Source organism: Lysinibacillus sp. 2017 (assembly GCF_003073375.1).
Classification (GTDB): Bacteria; Bacillota; Bacilli; order Bacillales_A; family Planococcaceae; genus Solibacillus.
Genome location: NZ_CP029002.1, coordinates 1,163,331 through 1,179,107, shown reverse-complemented (window position 1 = coordinate 1,179,107; position 15,777 = coordinate 1,163,331). Strand labels below are relative to the sequence as shown.

Genomic DNA, 15,777 nt, shown 5'->3' with positions numbered 1-15,777 from the left:
CAATTATTTTTAGGCAGCCTTCTATTTGGATAATTATTTACTTAAATTACTGCAGTTGCTTTTTCGTTATTTTGAAATAGCTGCTGCAACTTCTGAAATGATAATTTCTGAACCTAACAGTGGTGATTCACCTTGTGCGCCATGGTCACCCGATGGACGTTTGTGTGCATCTTTGAATGCATCACTTTCACGCCATGCTGCGAAATGTTCTTTTGTATCCCAATACATCACAACGTTCATTTCATCATAGTCCTCGAATTGTGTTGATACTAATACTTCTACCTTTTCGAATCCTTCAAATTGTTGTAGCGGACCTGGCTCAGCAAATTTAGGTGCCATCATCATAGCCATACCTTTTTTCACTTTAATACGGTTTGTTACTGTAATCATTTTAACACTCCTCTAATTAGATAAATAATGTTTAACAGTCTTATTATAAACACTTTCAGAAAAGTTACGCAATCATTCGTTCTTAAATGCGATTCATAACAAAAACAAGGTATAATAATTATAAATATACAACTTTGATTTAAAGGATGTTCAATTATGAAATTTTTAATTATTGCAACGAGTGATGTACACGGACATACCGAACGCTTTTCACAATTAGCTCAAATGATTAGATTACGACAACCAGCCTTATTAATTGATAACGGAGATTTTATTCAAGGAAGTCATCTTAGCTATTTTTATGAAAATCATAAACACGAAACCCATCCGCAAATAAAATTAGCAAATGCGCTTTGCTACGATGTTGCGACTTTTGGCAATCATGAGTTTAACTATTCGCTTGGGGCGATTCAAAAGATGCGTGAGGCATGTGATTTTCCATGGATTGCAGCAAATATACATAATTTTTCACAGCCGTATTTTATTAAAGAAGTTCAAGGGGTGCGTATCGCTGTTCTTGGCGTGGTTACGCATTACACAGCGCTTTGGGATGAGGGAGAAACGACCAAGTCTTTACAGTTTGAAGATGCCTTTGAGCGCACAAAAAAAACCGTGGACTATGTCCGTAACAATGAAAATGTTCAGCTCGTTATTTTAAGTTATCATGGTGGCCTAGAGCGTGATATTCATTCTGGTCAGCAAATTGACTTAGTGGAAGGTGAAAATCAGGGGTACCGCATGCTTACTGAAATAGATGGAATCGATATTTTCATTACGGGGCATCAGCATTTAGAAATTTCGACGAAGATGAATGGGGTTTCCATTGTACAACCTGGCTCAAATGCACACTGTTTTGCTGAAATAGAAGTCACATATGAAAACGGACAGCTATCACATGAGCCATCCCTTGTTTATGTGGATTCTTCCCTTCCACAACAATCATTTCCTGAATTTGATGAATGGAAATCGGAAATAATTGGATATTCTAAAACGGCATTAGCGTATTATGATTTTTTTACACCACGTCTTCAAGCAACAGCATACACACAGCTACTCCATGATATGCAGCTTCATTACTCGGATGCGCAGCTTTCAGTCATTGAGCTTCCCTATCACGCGCAGGGAGGGTTTCCATCAACAATAACAAGAGAGCATATTTTGCATAATATGCCACGACAAAATCGGCTAAAAGTTATTGAACTTACTGGTGCAGAAATTCGTGCAGCTCTCGAACAAAGCGCGTCGGTTTTCGCTAAAAATGCAATAGGTGACGTCGATTTTAGCATGAATGTTTTTTATCCTGAGCCACAGCCTTATATTTATGATGTATGGGGTGGGATTGACTATGAAATCACGCTAGATAACCCCGTTGGAAATCGTGTGACAAAGCTAATTTTTCAAGGTCATACCATTGAAGAAGACACACGATTTGAAGTCGTCATTAATAGTTACCGTGCGACCGGTGCACATCAGTTTCCTATGTTTGCAAAACCTGCACTTCGCGAATCAGAAACGTTTACACCCCAATTGATGATGGATTATATTGAGCGATTCAGTCCCCTAACAGTCGATATCCATCATACATTTGAAGTGAAGTAATAATTTCATTAATAAAGCGTATACCATCATAGGATGGTATACGCTTATTTTGATTTGTACAGTAACTCTATGGATGCTAATTTTTATGTAAAATTTAGTTTTTTCTGAAACTTTATGTAATTTTAATCGTACAGTATAGTACAACAAACAAAAAGGGGGTGAAAACTTGTTTGGATACTCACTTGAAATGATTTATCTAACCATTTTAATCATCATTGGTTGCTGTACGGTATTGTACTTATTTTTTTCAGATCTCGCAGATGTTTCTGTCGACGGTATTCCATTTTTTGACCCTGCTGTCATTTTATCATTCATAACATTCACTGCAGCGGTTGGCTACTTTTCGGAAAAATTCTTCAGCTTCTCGAGTTTGATCAATCTACTAATTGCAATCGTAATTGCTAGTTTGTTTACTGCTCTACTTTATTATTTTTTACTCGTTCCATTGCGCTCTGCAGAAGTGTCACTTGCTTATACTGAGGAATCTCTTGAAAGCCAAGTCGGCAAAGTCATTGTACCAGTACCACTTGATGGTTTCGGTGAGATTGTCATTGAAACCGTAAATGGCATCATTTCGAAACGAGCCGCTAGCTACCACCATGTTGAAATCCCGTATGATACGCAAGTGTTAATTATAGAAATGCGAGACGGGACCGCATTCGTAGCTATTTATGAAAAAGAAGAATTTTAATTTAAAGGAGGAAATGATTTATGTTAGATGGATTAGAAGGATTAGGTGTATTAATTGCAATAGGTGTAGTGGTGTTCTTAATAATTGCTCTAGTGGCAGTATATATTACAAAGTACAAAACAGCGGGGCCAGATGAGGCTTTAATCGTCACTGGGAGTTATTTAGGTAATAAAAATGTACATACAGACGATTCAGGAAACCGCATTAAAATTATTCGCGGTGGTGGTGCATTTATATTCCCTGTGTTCCAACAATCAAAACCGCTTAGTTTGCTTTCTAGTAAATTAGAAGTAACGACACCAGAAGTATATACAGAACAAGGTGTTCCAGTTATGGCAGACGGAACAGCCATCATTAAAATTGGTGGTTCAATTTCAGAAATTGCTACAGCTGCAGAACAGTTTTTAGGGAAAGAAAAGCATGAACGTGAAGCTGAAGCGCGTGAAGTATTAGAGGGTCACTTACGTTCGATCCTTGGTTCAATGACAGTGGAAGAAATTTATAAAAACCGTGATAAATTCTCACAAGAAGTTCAACGTGTTGCTTCTCAAGATTTGGCGAAAATGGGCTTAGTTATTGTATCGTTCACGATTAAGGATGTACGTGATAAAAATGGCTATTTAGATTCACTAGGTAAACCACGAATCGCACAAGTAAAGCGTGATGCAGATATTGCGACTGCGGAAGCGGATAAAGAAACGCGTATTAAACGTGCTCAGGCCTCTCAAGAAGCTCAAAAGGCAGAACTTGAACGAGCAACTGAAATAGCGGAAGCTGAAAAAGAAAACCAATTAAAAGTAGCAGAGTTCCGTCGCGAGCAAGACATCGCCAAAGCACGCGCTGACCAAGCTTATGAACTAGAATCTGCTCGTGCTAAACAAGAAGTAACAGAGCAGGAAATGCAAGTTAAAATCATTGAACGCCAAAAGCAAATTGAATTAGAAGAAAAAGAAATTTTACGTCGAGAGAAACAATATGATTCGGAAGTAAAGAAAAAAGCCGATGCAGATCGTTATGCCATCGAGCAACGTGCTATCGCAGAAAAGTCAAAACAATTAGCAGAAGCCGATGCAGAGAAATATCGTGTTGAAACTCAAGCACAAGCACAAGCCGAGCGTATTCGTTTAGACGGTCTTGCAAAAGCCGATTCTGAACGCGCACAAGGTACTGCAGAAGCAGAAATTATTCGTTTACGTGGTCTTGCTGAAGCCGAAGCGAAAGAAAAAATTGCAGAAGCATTCGAGCAATTCGGTCAAGCCGCTGTATTAGATATGATTGTTAAAATGTTACCAGAATATGCGAAACAAGTTGCTAGCCCATTATCGAATATCGACAAGATTACTGTCGTTGATACAGGTGGCGGCGCAAATGGTGGTGCTGGTAAAGTAACAGCCTATGCTACGGATCTAATGTCTTCGTTACAAGAGACGTTAAAAGAATCATCAGGTATTGATGTAAAGGAACTGATTGGATCATATGTAAGTAAAAAATAATTAATTTATAGATCTCCTCATTTACTTCGTTACGTAAATGAGGAGATTTACTTTTGAGATTTTAGCTTTCACCATCAAGAAAAGTTACAAAACGAGGGTTTTGGGACGTTATACTTTAATTAACGAACTAACTGAGGGGGGTATTCATTTGCATCCAATAGAAATCATTCAATTAATGATAGCCAGTGGAATTTTAGTTTTTCTTTTATTCATTTCTTTTATTTTTAAAGGAAAACGAAGAAAAAGGATTCAGGGGTTGGCTCTTTTACTTTTAGTGTCTTTTGGCATCATTTATTTCGTACGCCCATATTGGATAAATATGCAAATTGAAAAGAAAGTAAGTTATATACAGCTGCATTTGGAGAAAAAATACCCTAGGGAAACGTGGGAATTTCGAATAGTGCCTCATCGTGAAGACGGTTATGAATCCTCGAATCCATATTTTATTGGTGTCATATTTGATAATGAACCACAAGTGGAATATCAATATTTTGCTCGTAATAAACACGATATTACTATACAAGGATTTTCTACATCTGATTCAAAAAGTGAATTATTACATTTAGAATAAAAATTACTATTAAACATTCCCAAATATCGATTTAGTAACGATTTGCATAGTAATAAAAGAGGATACCCACACCATAGAATTAATAGAGAAACGGCTTTATAAGGAGGCGATGGCTTTTGAATAAACGTAAAGTAGGCACAACTTTAGGGATTTTATCTATATTGCCTGTGATAATTAGTATTATTTTTTTCTTTATAGAAAGAGGTCCAAATGCTGATATTTACGCTATAATAACCATTTTAAATTTTCTGTCAATTATAGGCATTCTACTTTCGATACTTTCTATAATCTTTTTATGGATGTCACAAGAACACAAAAGCAAATTATTAATTGGATTAGTCGGGCTAATAGCCAATTTATTGGTTTTAGTTTTTGCTTTTTTCTTATTATTAGCCACGGGAATTGGCGAACCATAATTATTTTAGTTTGAGCTATACAATCAAATGCAATTGATCACTTACTGCATAAAATTTTGCATATTCCTTATCGTTATAAGTAAAAAGGGGCTGTCCCGAAATCCTTTTCCGGATAGCCCCCCGCCTTTTAATCATTTTATAACTTAATCGTCCAACCAAATGGATCTTGTATTTTACCGTATTGGATACCTGTTAATGTATCATAAAGCATTTGCGTTACTTCGCCTATTTCTCCGTTATTCACTGAAATGATTTCGTCTAACCATTTTAACTCGCCTACTGGTGAAATGACTGCCGCCGTTCCTGTACCAAACGCTTCTTCTAATGTTCCATTTTTCGCCGCTTCTACGATTTCTGCGAATTCAATGGCACGCTCTTCAATTGGAATATTTTTCGATTTTAATACTTGAATCATCGAATCGCGCGTAATCCCAGGTAAAATACTACCGTTTAATGCTGGCGTAATCACTTTGCCTTCAATTTTGAAGAAGATGTTCATGCTCCCTACTTCTTCAACGTATTTATTTTCTCTTCCGTCTAACCATAAAGTTTGGGAATACCCTTGTTTTGCAGCAATTTCAGAACCCTTTAAGCTTGATGCATAGTTCCCTGCTGTTTTCGCTTCACCAGTACCACCAATAACCGCGCGAACATAATGCTGTTCAACTAAGATTTTTACTGGATTGATGCCCTCTTTATAATAAGAACCTACTGGTGACATAATAATAATGAATTTATATTGTTTCGATGGATTAACCCCTAAATAAGACTCTGTTGCAATAATGAATGGTCGAATGTATAAAGATGTATTCGGCGCTGTTGGGATCCACTCACGATCCACTTGAATTAGTTGTTTTAATGCTTCAAGCGCAAATTCCTCATCAATAGCTGGAATACATAGACGTGCATTCGATGCATTTAAACGGCTAAAGTTACGGTCTGGGCGGAATAAAATAACCTCTCCCCCTTCTGAAACATATGCTTTTAACCCTTCAAATACTGCTTGTCCGTAGTGAAATACCATTGACGCTGGGCTAAGTGAAATTTCTTGGTAAGGAGCAATCGTTGCATTATGCCAACCCTTGCCTTCTTCATAATCCATCACAAACATATGGTCTGTAAACACTTTACCAAACCCAAGTTGATCAGCAGGTGTTTTTTCTTTCTTTGTTGTGGCAAGCTCTGTTGTAATTTGATATGTAGTCATCATAAAACTCCTTTAAATAATTTAGAATTAATACACACTATCATACCACTTATTTTCAGAAAGTTTATAATTTTTCATCATTTTGATCAAAATTTTAATTCTTCTCTTTCCACTCAATTAAGGCATCAAAATTTTCGTTATATAAAACCCTAAATTTGAGAAATCAAATGCGATTAAGTTAAGATAACTAAGTAAATCTTAATCCCACTATAAAGAAGTAAAATAACCATTGAGCAATATAGGTAACAACAAGTGTAGTGAAAAAATAGATGCAATAAAATAATCCCTTTCTCAACTTTTCACTCCTCCACTCATTCAGTACTGTCACTTATTTTTAGTTATTTTTACAATAGGCGCTGATATTCTTTCAGAAAACTCCTGAACATTTTGCTCGTCAACAGCGACAAGCACTGCGCATGATGGACCAGCTGTTGTCGTTAAATTGATTGCACTTGTATAACCTTCTCCAACAAAACGCTGAATTTCATTGCCGATACCTTTCGAGCCAGTCGGCCAAATTGCTGAAATCCATCCATCCTTAAGCCCTTCGTAAAGCTCTTTTAATTGTGCAACTTTTTCTGGATTTTTGATGACTTCATTTCCAACTAATGGCTGTCCAACAACAAAAAACAGGCAATTTTCTTTTGTACTTGAAAAAACTTTTTTACCGATCATCGTTAAGGAAATGGCAGATTGTAGTGCGTCAAAATTAGATTCACTTGAACCCGTTAAAGGTGGCATTGCGATACCTATCTCATCAAATACACGCTGAATCCCCGCTACATATTGCCCCCAAACAACATCACCTGAAAAGTTTGCCATTAATAGCTGCACCGGCATTGCCCCAGCACACCACTGCTCTAAAATAGCAGTCCGCGCTGTAAAATACGCAGTAATTTCATTTGGTACTTGAACAAGATCCTGTTTCTTATCGCCAATACAACCCGAATTATCGATTGTAACGATTAAATCCTGCACTTTTATAGCATTTCTCATGACAGCACCCCTACACGTTTAACGACTGTTTTTAAAATCGGCATGACAAGTATCGCGATGATGACATTAATAACCGCCGTAATTGTTAGCGATGCAATCGAACCAATATAAAATGCTGGTGAAATTAAAAAGTAAAATGGAATCGGTGCTAGTATGCCATTTGCAAAAATTACGAAGATCCATTTTGTCATATGATTTCCGTTACGATGTAAAACCGTAAAAATATAAACGATAAAAAACATTTCAACTGCGATTAATCCATGAAACACGCCAAGTGGAAATCCAGATGTTAAGCCTGTTGCAATATGTCCTAACGCCCCTGCAGCACCAGCAAATAACGGTGGTAAAAATACTGCGGCGATAAATGCTGGTGCCGAATCGAGCGCGGCTGTTGTTATAAAACCAGGTACTTTAATAAAACTACCAACGACACAAATTGTGGCAACAAGCGCAGTTAAAATTAATAAGCGTAATTTAGTTCTCTCCATGATGTTCTCCTTTTAAAAATTGAGGAATCCCGTACCAAACGCGAATGACTGTATGTGCTTCGTGACATAATTTTTGATAAATACGTCCACATGTATCGCGAATAAGTCTCGCTTCCTTTTCAAGCGGTACGATTCCACGACTTATATCTGTGCAAATGCATACCACTTCAGAAATCTCACTCAAACGTAAGATTTGTTCAACAATTAGCTTCGCAATTTCTTCTTCTGGTAAATGAAGATAGGGTTTTATAAGCGTTTCAAATTCACTCATGATAAATCGTATGCTCGCAGTGGCTTCTGCTACATCTGGTAGCTTGCCTTCACAATCAATTACCTCTTTTAACACCATTGTTGTCATTAATTGCTCGACATAATTTCGTTTACCGTTATAGGCTCCTCCGAGAATGACGTACATTTGGCACCTCCTAGAAATTGTTCAATCGCATCCCATTTTAATGTGTAAATTGTGCGGTGATTGGCGATGACTTGCTGAAATGTATTTCGCTCGCATCCATAATACGCTAAGAGAATACGAATTACCCCACCATGAATAACGAATGTATAGGTTTCATTTTTTTGAACAATTACCTGAACTGCTTGTAACACACGCTGTTTAAATTCGGTAAATGCTTCGCCTCTTGGGGGAACGACTTGCATGGGCTCAGCAATCCATGCGCGGTATATTGGACTTTCTTTTAACTGCTCATATGTACACATTTCAAATTCACCAAAATTCAACTCACGCAAGTCCCTTTGCGGAACATACGTAGCCTTTGGGAAATAGCAAGCTGCCGTTTGTTTACAGCGAAGCAAATCACTTCCATAGACTATTTGTGCTGAAATCGGTAAATCACCTAGAACTTTCTTGACGATTGGTTCATCTGTCCAACCAATATATTTTCGCTCATTATTTGCCTGAGTTTTTTCATGACGAATTAAATGAAGAATAACACCGCTAACCATAAGAGCACCTCCATACCTTCTCCTAATGCACCAAGAAGATCACCACTCATTCCACCAAAATGCTTCATCGACCATTTACGATACATGAATACCGCACATAACATGATCAGCACAAAGATAAAGAAATGGAAGAGTTCAAAATAAATCCACACAGCAAATGCGACGATTCCTAAGAAGCATAAAATCGTGCTTAATTGTTTCGGTAAGACTACCCCTTTAAAATAAGCTGCCAAGCCTTTTTGTTTCGATGTAGGCATTGTTAAAAAGTAGATAAGCATTCCTACGCGTGCGAGAAAAGGAATGAAGACGATAAATGGTATGCTTTCAAATTGACCCTTTGCAAAGGCTTCGTAAACAAATCCAACTTTCAATAATAACAAGCAAGCGATACTAATTACGCCAAATGCACCCGTTCGTGGATCATCTAAAATTTCTAATCGCTTTTCTTTTTTTCCATAAGAAAAAAAGGCATCACTCATATCAATCCAACCGTCTAAATGTAGCCCACCTGTCAGAAAAATCATGCCTACAACGAGTAAAATGGCTATTAACCCATTCGAAATCTCACTATAGCTCCATAACAAATAAGCACCACCACTTAATAGTGCACCCATTAATAGCCCAATAATCGGCAAAAACGCATACATCCAAGTGACCGACTTCTTATTCATATCTAATTGCTTTTTCACAGGGATGGCTGAAAAAAACTGCCATGCGAGTAAAAAGCCTATTCCACTATTTTTCAACTTGCTCACTCCCTACTTCCAACGCTGTACAAGCTGAAATTGTACTTCATACGCTTCTGTACTGTGCTTTACTAGCCACTGATGAAGTTCCCCTAATGTTTTGCGGTACAAATTCACTTCTTCATAAGCTGAAGCTGGCTCATCTAACACTTCATTGGAAACAATAATTATTTTAACACCTTGTTCGATCAAAAAGCGTAGTTGTTTTTGAAATGCCTTGATTTGCTCCGTAATAAAACATTGGGGCTCTTGAATACTTTCTGCATGAAAAAGAACATTTGAAAGCCAAGTTGTAACACATTCAAAAAGAACAACATCCTGCTCCGTTAACATGTTTAATGTATTAGGAAATTCACACTGCATCTCAATTGTTTGCCAAGATAAAATTTGTGTCTGACGATCCTGCTGATGACGGGCAATGCGATGTGTCATTTCTTCATCGAAAGCAACACCTGTCGCAATATAGGTATATCGCTTTTCAACGCCAAACTGTGCTGCAGTTTGTTCAGCAAATGCACTTTTACCACTTCTGACGCCACCTGTTATAAAAATCATTTTCGCTCACCACCTTTAAATAATAAAAAAACAAGCTCAATTGGCGAGCTTGTTCTTTTATTGTAATCCTATTTGAATAATTCTGGGTAAACCGTTTCTGCCATAATTTGAACAGCCTCACCAATACGTGGCGCTGGACGAGACATTACATCGCCATCGACTAAATAAACTTGTTTAGTTTGTACGGCCCTTATTTGATCCCAACCTGCACGTCCTAAAATTTCAGCCGTTGCATCTTCTAAATAGTTAGAAGTGGTTAAGATTACTTCTGGATTACGTGTAATGACATCTTCTTCTGTCACGCTTATCCAGCTTGCTTGGTCAGCAAATACATTTTCAATACCTGCCACGTCCATGATTTCCTGCTGGAATGTGCCGCTACCAGTAGTCCAAAGATCTGGGGCTGGAGAAATCTCATAGTAAACTTTTTTCTTTGTTTCTAACTTGGCCGTTTTATCTTGTACTTCTTTAATTTGTGTTTGAATGGTCGCTACGACTTCTTCGCCTTTTTCTTCAACGCCCATTACTTCTGATAATTGAATAATGTCCGTGTACACATCGTCAAATGACGTTGCCGAAGCAATGACAAATACGTTTAAGCCTGCATCTTCTAATTGTGCAATTTGCGCTTCATCACCAATTGTATAGGCAACAATGACATCCGGGTTTAACTCAACAATACGTTCTGCGTTGATCGCCATTGAATCCGATACGCGCTCAATTTTTTGTGCTGCTTCAGGGTATGTGTCATAGTCTGTTGCACCGACGATTTTCTCACCCACGCCAAGCTCAAATAAAATTTCCGTGTTACTTGGTTGTAACGAAACAATTGTTTCTGGTACTTCATCAAATGTTACTTCCACACCGCGGTCATCGACTACTGTATAAGGACCTTCAGCGGCTGCTTCTTGAACTGTTTCTTGTTCTTTTGATGCTTCACTTGTCGTGCTCTCGTCATTACCACATGCCGCTAATAGTAGTGCTACTGCAAGTGGTGTGGCCCATTTCATTTTGAATTTCATTATGATTCCCCTTTTTTCTTTTTCATCGGATAAGATTTGCTGATGAATGGAATTTCTTCATGTGCATGTTGCTTGTTCATGTAAACTGCCATTACGAACAAGACATTCGCTAGTAACCCTAAAAAGTCAAATAGGATTTCTGGTACATCTCGCTCTTCACTTACTTTATGTAAAGCACGGTATGATTTTTTCGCTTCACTTCGACATATATGAAGCCTTGCAGCACTTTCTACCCCTTGAGGTAACAAAAATTGTTGAATTGTCTGTTCCACCTGTTTAACATAAAAATCATAACGCGCGCTTAACCAATTTAGATTTTCCTCGGTAATGGCCAATTTTCCGCGTACTGAGCCATTCACATGATACGCAAGCGGATGAATAACGCGTAAATCTTCTAATACAACAGTTGCTAGCTCATCATCAAGTATTGCAGGTAATACAGCGCCGATTCTGGATGTTAATGAATCTGTACGTATTTCATAATCAACTAATGAACTTTTTTCACGCATAAATGGATAGCATGAATAACGAATATCTTTCTTCATAAAATCCCCCCTTTCTAAATCCTCTTAAAAACTTGAGATGGCCATAAAAAAAAGCCATCCAAGAAAATGGATGGCTCATAAAATATCAATAAAAGGTATACAAAAATAGTACCGTTCGTGACGCTTCATAATTGCCGTACATTCTCTTTAATTCCGAAGAGGTGTGTTACGATAAGAAAAAGATTGGTCTCCTGGCTTCGCGCTTCCCTTTACTATTGAGTACCTTCCCGCTAAAAGCAGTGGTCTAATCACTCAAATTCATCAGCGCTTACAGTTACGGACATAGCTTCGGATTTACACCGAATTCCCATTTATGCATTATGCATCTTTTCCCTGCAAACTTATTCAATTTGTAATTCACTTTAACATAACTTCAAAATTATGCAAATAGTTTATCGTTATAGATAATTTCTTAACATAACTAGCAAAAATCAAAGACATTTTGGACATTTTCCATAAATCTCAAACTTATGTGCTTCCACTTCATAGCCAGGCAATTTTTCACCAAGCATTTCCATTGGGCAAATGGATAATTCCTTGACATCGCCGCAATCGCGACAAATAAAATGATGATGGTGATGATCCGATTCACAATGCATACGGAAATTACGCTCACCATTTAACTCTGTTTCTTCTAAAATATCTAATTCTACAAACGTGGCTAAGTTTCGATAAATCGTGTCAAAACTCATGCCTGGAAAGTCTTTTTTTAGTACATCTAACAAATCACGAGCAGTTAAATATTTTTCCGTGGCAGCAAACATACCCAAAATCAACTCTCGTTTATCTGTTTTTTTGTAGCCTTTGTCTTTTAATATTTTCCACGCACGTGATACGTTCATCGCACTTCTTCCCCTTCCGTTTTAGTCGTTAGCTTTAATGCCAATTTCTTAAATAAAATGACCAATAATAAAATAACAATCGATGTAACAACAATTGTTCCACCAGGTGCTAAATTTAAATAAAACGCTGAAATCAATCCGATAATTACCGCTAATTCCCCAAAAACAATCGAGTAAATAATCGCTTGTTTAAAGCCGCGCGCTAAACGCATCGCAGCCGCAACTGGTAATGTCATTAAACTGGATACAAGTAAAATTCCGACGATGCGCATACTTGCTGCAATTACTAGGGCAACAACGACCATGAATAATAAGTGAATAGATTTTGCTGGTAAACCACTCGCTTTGGCATACTCTTCATCAAATGATAAGACGAATAATTCCTTAAAGAAAATCATTAGGAAAATGACAACGACAACAGCAATTGCTAGTACAACATATAAATCCTGCCTCGATACAGCCGATACTGAACCAAATAAATAACTCATTAAGTCGGTATTAAAGCCACTAGCTAGTGAAATTAAGATGGCACTAATTCCAATACCACCAGACATAATTATAGGAATCGCTAATTCTTCATAATGCTTGTACAGGCTACGCAGACGTTCAATTAAAATCGAGCCACTCACTGATGCGACAATCCCTAAGTAAATAGGATTTAATAAGGCAAGCGCTGTGAACGACTGGCTTAAGTATAAACTCCCTGCAAGCCCAGCAAGCGTTACATGAGATAATGCGTCTGCAATTAAAGACAGACGACGTACGACGATAAATACCCCAAGTAAAGGTGCAATAACCCCAATAACAAGCCCTGAGAAAAAGGCGTTTTGTAAAAATTCGTAATTAAATAATGCTTCTATCATCTATGCCTTCTCCTCTTAATGAATCTTTCGAACCGAGTGACCGTACCACGATTCTCGTTGTTCTTCCGAAATAGTATCAAAATCATTCTTATAGCCATGGAAATGTATCGTTTGATTTAAACAAGCAACATGGCTCACACGATTCGAAACAATATCGACATCATGTGTAACTAAAATTAACGTCATATTATGTTGCGTATTTAAATGAGCGAGCATATCATAAAATGCTTGCACGTTTTCATGGTCGACTCCAACAGTCGGTTCATCTAAAATGAGAAGCTTCGGTTGTGCGACTAGCGCGCGTGCAATAAACACACGTTGTTGCTGACCACCAGATAATTGGCCAATATTGCGCTTCGCAAATTCTTCCATACCAACATCCGCTAATGCATGATGTACGAGTGCTTCGGCATCTTTTGGCAAGCGTTTCAGTAAGCCTGCTTTTTTCGTTAGACCACTTTTTACAACTTCTTCTACCGTTGCAGGAAAGCCAGAGTTAAATGCGTTCGACTTTTGTGAAACATACCCAATCCATTCTCGATTTTTAAATTGATTGGCATTTTGTCCGAATAACTGGATTTCACCTGACATTGGCTTTAATAATCCTAAAACTAATTTTAATAAGGTTGATTTTCCTGATCCGTTTTGACCAAGTAGTGCTAAGAAATCGCCTTCTTCAACACGTAACGAAATATTTCTCAAAACTTGTGTATATTCATATTGAAACGATACGTTTTTCAGTTCGATTAATGGTTTTTTCATATCATTCGCTTCTTTCTAATTCAAAATCATTACGATTTACAACTTTTTAGTATAGTGGAGTTTCTTAGATATGTAAAGGGAATAAACTTGAAAGGATGATGAAACTGAAAATGTTAGAATGGTTCGAAAATTTACAGCGTATGAACGATGAACAAATTCAACGCTTCGCCAAAAAACAGGGCCTGGCACTTACGTTAGAAGAGGTAAAAAAACTACGGAAAGCATTAAAAGGTGCCTCCATTAGTTGGGGAATTTACGGCGTACCAAAAGATGTATTACAAAAAATCCAAAGCATTCTTGGGGAGAATCGATTTCAGCAGCTCAAAAAAATATCAGGAATATAAGGTTTCCAAAAATTAAAGCTTGGTGCCAATTTCAACTCGACACCAAGCTTTGTTATTACTATATTAAAAGCATTTCCTCTTGTACGATTGCTCGTAATTGCTCATTTCGTAACGGTTTGCCTCGATATGTACGACTTTCATTTTCACGTTTCAGTTCAAATAATTTTTTAATTCCTGCAATATTAATACCTTGCTCTAATAGATCTTGGATTTCTAATAATTCATCCACATTATAGAGTGAAAACATACGGCGATTGCCTTCTGAACGAATTGGTTCCACTAATGCATGTTCTTCGTAGTAGCGAATTTGTCTTGCTGTTAAATTCGTAATTTGCATGACAGTGCGAATTGGTAAAATGGGCATTGCTTTTCGATAATCTTTATTCATATAAGTTCTCCCCGCCTTCCTACTAATAAATTACAACGGATTTACATTATAGAACAATAATTTAGCGAGTTTTAATACATAGCTTTTTTCGATTGTTTTCATCGAAATTCGAGATATAGCACTAAATCAATACTTTAAGCACGATTTCCTTTCGTATTCTCGGACAAATTTTAGTCATTTTTTATACACTCTGCTAGACAAATCTCAATGGCAGTTAGTAAATCTCGTTTTGACCAACCTGGAATCTTACCATGTGTGATGGCTAATTCAAATGATGCTGGAATGTGGATAAAGCCTGACCGGACATTTTCTTGCATACATGCATAGTGAAGGCCTTCGTACATAATATTATTACACAAATAGGTACCTGCTGAGTTTGAAATGGCAGCTGGGTAACCTGCTTCGTTCAAACGATTGACGATTGCACGAGTTGGTAATGTAGAAAAGTAAGCTGCGTTACCATCTTTTACAATTGGAGCATCTTCATACGCTACTCCATTATTATCCTTCTCACCGTCTTTTATATTAATTGCTACACGTTCTGGTGTAATTTTCGTATTACCTGCAGCCAAGCCAAGTGAAACGACAAGATCAGGCTTAATTTCCTCTAAATGTTTTAAAAATTGCTTTGGACCTTCTGTAAAATCAACACTTAAAACATGTCCAATAATTTCATAATCGCCTATTGTTTTTGCGTGCAATTCCGTAACAATATCCATTGTCGGATTAATCGGATTTGATAAAAATGGTTCGAAGCCTGTAAGAAGTAATTTTTTCATGTTTTGTTGCTCCTATCGCTGTTCTATGATTTTTATTGAAAGAAATCCTTACGCATCTATTACTTGCTATTCTAACGGATTCATTACTTTTTTAAAATGACGGCACATATAAAGCTC

21 protein-coding genes and 1 riboswitch are annotated in these 15,777 nt (G+C 37.3%); of the genes, 6 read left to right on the top strand and 15 right to left on the bottom strand.

The genetic code is table 11. The features are described from left to right. Positions 1–66 precede the first annotated feature (66 nt). Positions 67–390 (bottom strand): heme oxygenase, encoded by a 324-nt coding sequence (locus DCE79_RS05315; protein WP_108712075.1) that lies wholly within the window; start codon positions 388–390, stop codon positions 67–69. 156 nt (positions 391–546) lie between these two features. Between DCE79_RS05315 and DCE79_RS05310 the strand changes: the two genes are divergently transcribed. The 5 genes from DCE79_RS05310 to DCE79_RS05290 all read left to right on the top strand — a co-directional run bounded on the left by DCE79_RS05310 (position 547) and on the right by DCE79_RS05290 (position 5,160). Further along, positions 547–1,989, top strand: coding sequence for a bifunctional metallophosphatase/5'-nucleotidase (locus tag DCE79_RS05310; RefSeq protein ID WP_108712074.1), 1,443 nt, complete (start codon positions 547–549; stop codon positions 1,987–1,989). Between the two features lie 166 nt (positions 1,990–2,155). Then, on the top strand, positions 2,156–2,680 hold the full coding sequence (locus tag DCE79_RS05305; RefSeq protein WP_108712073.1) for an NfeD family membrane protein: 525 nt from the start codon (positions 2,156–2,158) through the stop codon (positions 2,678–2,680). Between the two features lie 20 nt (positions 2,681–2,700). Further along, positions 2,701–4,173 (top strand): flotillin lipid rafts scaffold protein FloT, encoded by a 1,473-nt coding sequence (locus tag DCE79_RS05300; RefSeq protein ID WP_108712072.1) that lies wholly within the window; start codon positions 2,701–2,703, stop codon positions 4,171–4,173. Between the two features lie 148 nt (positions 4,174–4,321). Beyond that, complete coding sequence (locus DCE79_RS05295) at positions 4,322–4,744, top strand: hypothetical protein (RefSeq protein WP_108712071.1); 423 nt, start codon at positions 4,322–4,324, stop codon at positions 4,742–4,744. A 116-nt stretch (positions 4,745–4,860) separates the two neighbouring features. After that, a complete protein-coding gene (locus DCE79_RS05290) occupies positions 4,861–5,160 on the top strand; it encodes a hypothetical protein (protein ID WP_108712070.1) in 300 nt (99 codons plus the stop codon). 136 nt (positions 5,161–5,296) lie between these two features. Here DCE79_RS05290 and DCE79_RS05285 read toward each other — a convergent pair whose 3' ends face one another. From DCE79_RS05285 to DCE79_RS05230, 12 genes are all read right to left on the bottom strand, one after another. Then, complete coding sequence (locus tag DCE79_RS05285) at positions 5,297–6,367, bottom strand: branched-chain amino acid aminotransferase (protein WP_108712069.1); 1,071 nt, start codon at positions 6,365–6,367, stop codon at positions 5,297–5,299. A 324-nt stretch (positions 6,368–6,691) separates the two neighbouring features. After that, entirely contained in the window at positions 6,692–7,363 is a 672-nt protein-coding gene (locus tag DCE79_RS05280; RefSeq protein ID WP_108712068.1) for a hypothetical protein, read from the bottom strand. Continuing rightward, positions 7,360–7,851 carry an ECF transporter S component gene (locus DCE79_RS05275; protein ID WP_108712067.1) on the bottom strand — a complete coding sequence of 164 codons (492 nt, stop codon included), beginning with the start codon at positions 7,849–7,851 and terminating at the stop codon, positions 7,360–7,362. Before DCE79_RS05275 ends, DCE79_RS05280 begins: the two co-directional genes overlap by 4 nt. Beyond that, positions 7,838–8,266 (bottom strand): bifunctional adenosylcobinamide kinase/adenosylcobinamide-phosphate guanylyltransferase, encoded by a 429-nt coding sequence (locus DCE79_RS05270; RefSeq protein WP_108712066.1) that lies wholly within the window; start codon positions 8,264–8,266, stop codon positions 7,838–7,840. Before DCE79_RS05270 ends, DCE79_RS05275 begins: the two co-directional genes overlap by 14 nt. After that, positions 8,209–8,814, bottom strand: coding sequence for a histidine phosphatase family protein (locus DCE79_RS05265; RefSeq protein ID WP_108712065.1), 606 nt, complete (start codon positions 8,812–8,814; stop codon positions 8,209–8,211). Before DCE79_RS05265 ends, DCE79_RS05270 begins: the two co-directional genes overlap by 58 nt. After that, positions 8,787–9,569: an adenosylcobinamide-GDP ribazoletransferase gene (gene cobS, locus DCE79_RS05260; RefSeq protein WP_234417338.1), complete on the bottom strand. Its 783-nt coding sequence runs from the start codon at positions 9,567–9,569 to the stop codon at positions 8,787–8,789. Before cobS ends, DCE79_RS05265 begins: the two co-directional genes overlap by 28 nt. Before the next feature lie 3 nt (positions 9,570–9,572). After that, positions 9,573–10,115 carry a bifunctional adenosylcobinamide kinase/adenosylcobinamide-phosphate guanylyltransferase gene (locus DCE79_RS05255; protein ID WP_108712063.1) on the bottom strand — a complete coding sequence of 181 codons (543 nt, stop codon included), beginning with the start codon at positions 10,113–10,115 and terminating at the stop codon, positions 9,573–9,575. 68 nt (positions 10,116–10,183) lie between these two features. After that, entirely contained in the window at positions 10,184–11,137 is a 954-nt protein-coding gene (locus tag DCE79_RS05250; protein ID WP_108712062.1) for an ABC transporter substrate-binding protein, read from the bottom strand. Further along, entirely contained in the window at positions 11,137–11,682 is a 546-nt protein-coding gene (locus tag DCE79_RS05245) for a hypothetical protein (protein ID WP_108712061.1), read from the bottom strand. Before DCE79_RS05245 ends, DCE79_RS05250 begins: the two co-directional genes overlap by 1 nt. A gap of 163 nt (positions 11,683–11,845) precedes the next feature. Beyond that, a riboswitch (cobalamin riboswitch) is annotated at positions 11,846–12,027 on the bottom strand. Positions 12,028–12,113: 86 nt separating this feature from the next. Further along, positions 12,114–12,524 (bottom strand): Fur family transcriptional regulator, encoded by a 411-nt coding sequence (locus DCE79_RS05240; RefSeq protein ID WP_108712060.1) that lies wholly within the window; start codon positions 12,522–12,524, stop codon positions 12,114–12,116. After that, the gene (locus tag DCE79_RS05235) at positions 12,521–13,387 is read right to left on the bottom strand and encodes a metal ABC transporter permease (protein ID WP_108712059.1); all 867 of its coding nucleotides are present in this window, start codon (positions 13,385–13,387) and stop codon (positions 12,521–12,523) included. Before DCE79_RS05235 ends, DCE79_RS05240 begins: the two co-directional genes overlap by 4 nt. 15 nt (positions 13,388–13,402) lie before the next feature. Continuing rightward, on the bottom strand, positions 13,403–14,149 hold the full coding sequence (locus DCE79_RS05230) for a metal ABC transporter ATP-binding protein (protein WP_108712058.1): 747 nt from the start codon (positions 14,147–14,149) through the stop codon (positions 13,403–13,405). A 140-nt stretch (positions 14,150–14,289) separates the two neighbouring features. Between DCE79_RS05230 and DCE79_RS05225 the strand changes: the two genes are divergently transcribed. Continuing rightward, complete coding sequence (locus DCE79_RS05225) at positions 14,290–14,493, top strand: macro domain-containing protein (protein WP_234417337.1); 204 nt, start codon at positions 14,290–14,292, stop codon at positions 14,491–14,493. Positions 14,494–14,551: 58 nt separating this feature from the next. On the opposite strand, the gene DCE79_RS05220 is transcribed toward DCE79_RS05225, so the two are convergent. Beyond that, positions 14,552–14,881, bottom strand: a complete 330-nt coding sequence (locus tag DCE79_RS05220) for a MerR family transcriptional regulator (RefSeq protein WP_108712056.1) — start codon at positions 14,879–14,881, stop codon at positions 14,552–14,554. Positions 14,882–15,051: 170 nt separating this feature from the next. Further along, positions 15,052–15,660, bottom strand: coding sequence for a pyroglutamyl-peptidase I (locus DCE79_RS05215; protein ID WP_108712055.1), 609 nt, complete (start codon positions 15,658–15,660; stop codon positions 15,052–15,054). Between the last annotated feature and the right edge of the window lie 117 nt (positions 15,661–15,777).

What these genes read in the sequence shown, in the direction of transcription:
- DCE79_RS05225 (WP_234417337.1), top strand. Translation starts at nt 14,290, where the DNA reads ATGAACGATGAACAAATTCAACGCTTCGCCAAAAAACAGGGCCTGGCA.
- DCE79_RS05315 (WP_108712075.1), bottom strand. Translation starts at nt 390, where the DNA reads ATGATTACAGTAACAAACCGTATTAAAGTGAAAAAAGGTATGGCTATG.
- DCE79_RS05215 (WP_108712055.1), bottom strand. Translation starts at nt 15,660, where the DNA reads ATGAAAAAATTACTTCTTACAGGCTTCGAACCATTTTTATCAAATCCG.
- DCE79_RS05265 (WP_108712065.1), bottom strand. Translation starts at nt 8,814, where the DNA reads ATGGTTAGCGGTGTTATTCTTCATTTAATTCGTCATGAAAAAACTCAG.
- DCE79_RS05235 (WP_108712059.1), bottom strand. Translation starts at nt 13,387, where the DNA reads ATGATAGAAGCATTATTTAATTACGAATTTTTACAAAACGCCTTTTTC.
- DCE79_RS05220 (WP_108712056.1), bottom strand. Translation starts at nt 14,881, where the DNA reads ATGAATAAAGATTATCGAAAAGCAATGCCCATTTTACCAATTCGCACT.
- DCE79_RS05310 (WP_108712074.1), top strand. Translation starts at nt 547, where the DNA reads ATGAAATTTTTAATTATTGCAACGAGTGATGTACACGGACATACCGAA.
- DCE79_RS05230 (WP_108712058.1), bottom strand. Translation starts at nt 14,149, where the DNA reads ATGAAAAAACCATTAATCGAACTGAAAAACGTATCGTTTCAATATGAA.
- DCE79_RS05270 (WP_108712066.1), bottom strand. Translation starts at nt 8,266, where the DNA reads ATGTACGTCATTCTCGGAGGAGCCTATAACGGTAAACGAAATTATGTC.
- DCE79_RS05285 (WP_108712069.1), bottom strand. Translation starts at nt 6,367, where the DNA reads ATGACTACATATCAAATTACAACAGAGCTTGCCACAACAAAGAAAGAA.
- DCE79_RS05300 (WP_108712072.1), top strand. Translation starts at nt 2,701, where the DNA reads ATGTTAGATGGATTAGAAGGATTAGGTGTATTAATTGCAATAGGTGTA.
- DCE79_RS05275 (WP_108712067.1), bottom strand. Translation starts at nt 7,851, where the DNA reads ATGGAGAGAACTAAATTACGCTTATTAATTTTAACTGCGCTTGTTGCC.
- DCE79_RS05280 (WP_108712068.1), bottom strand. Translation starts at nt 7,363, where the DNA reads ATGAGAAATGCTATAAAAGTGCAGGATTTAATCGTTACAATCGATAAT.
- DCE79_RS05250 (WP_108712062.1), bottom strand. Translation starts at nt 11,137, where the DNA reads ATGAAATTCAAAATGAAATGGGCCACACCACTTGCAGTAGCACTACTA.
- DCE79_RS05245 (WP_108712061.1), bottom strand. Translation starts at nt 11,682, where the DNA reads ATGAAGAAAGATATTCGTTATTCATGCTATCCATTTATGCGTGAAAAA.
- DCE79_RS05240 (WP_108712060.1), bottom strand. Translation starts at nt 12,524, where the DNA reads ATGAACGTATCACGTGCGTGGAAAATATTAAAAGACAAAGGCTACAAA.
- DCE79_RS05255 (WP_108712063.1), bottom strand. Translation starts at nt 10,115, where the DNA reads ATGATTTTTATAACAGGTGGCGTCAGAAGTGGTAAAAGTGCATTTGCT.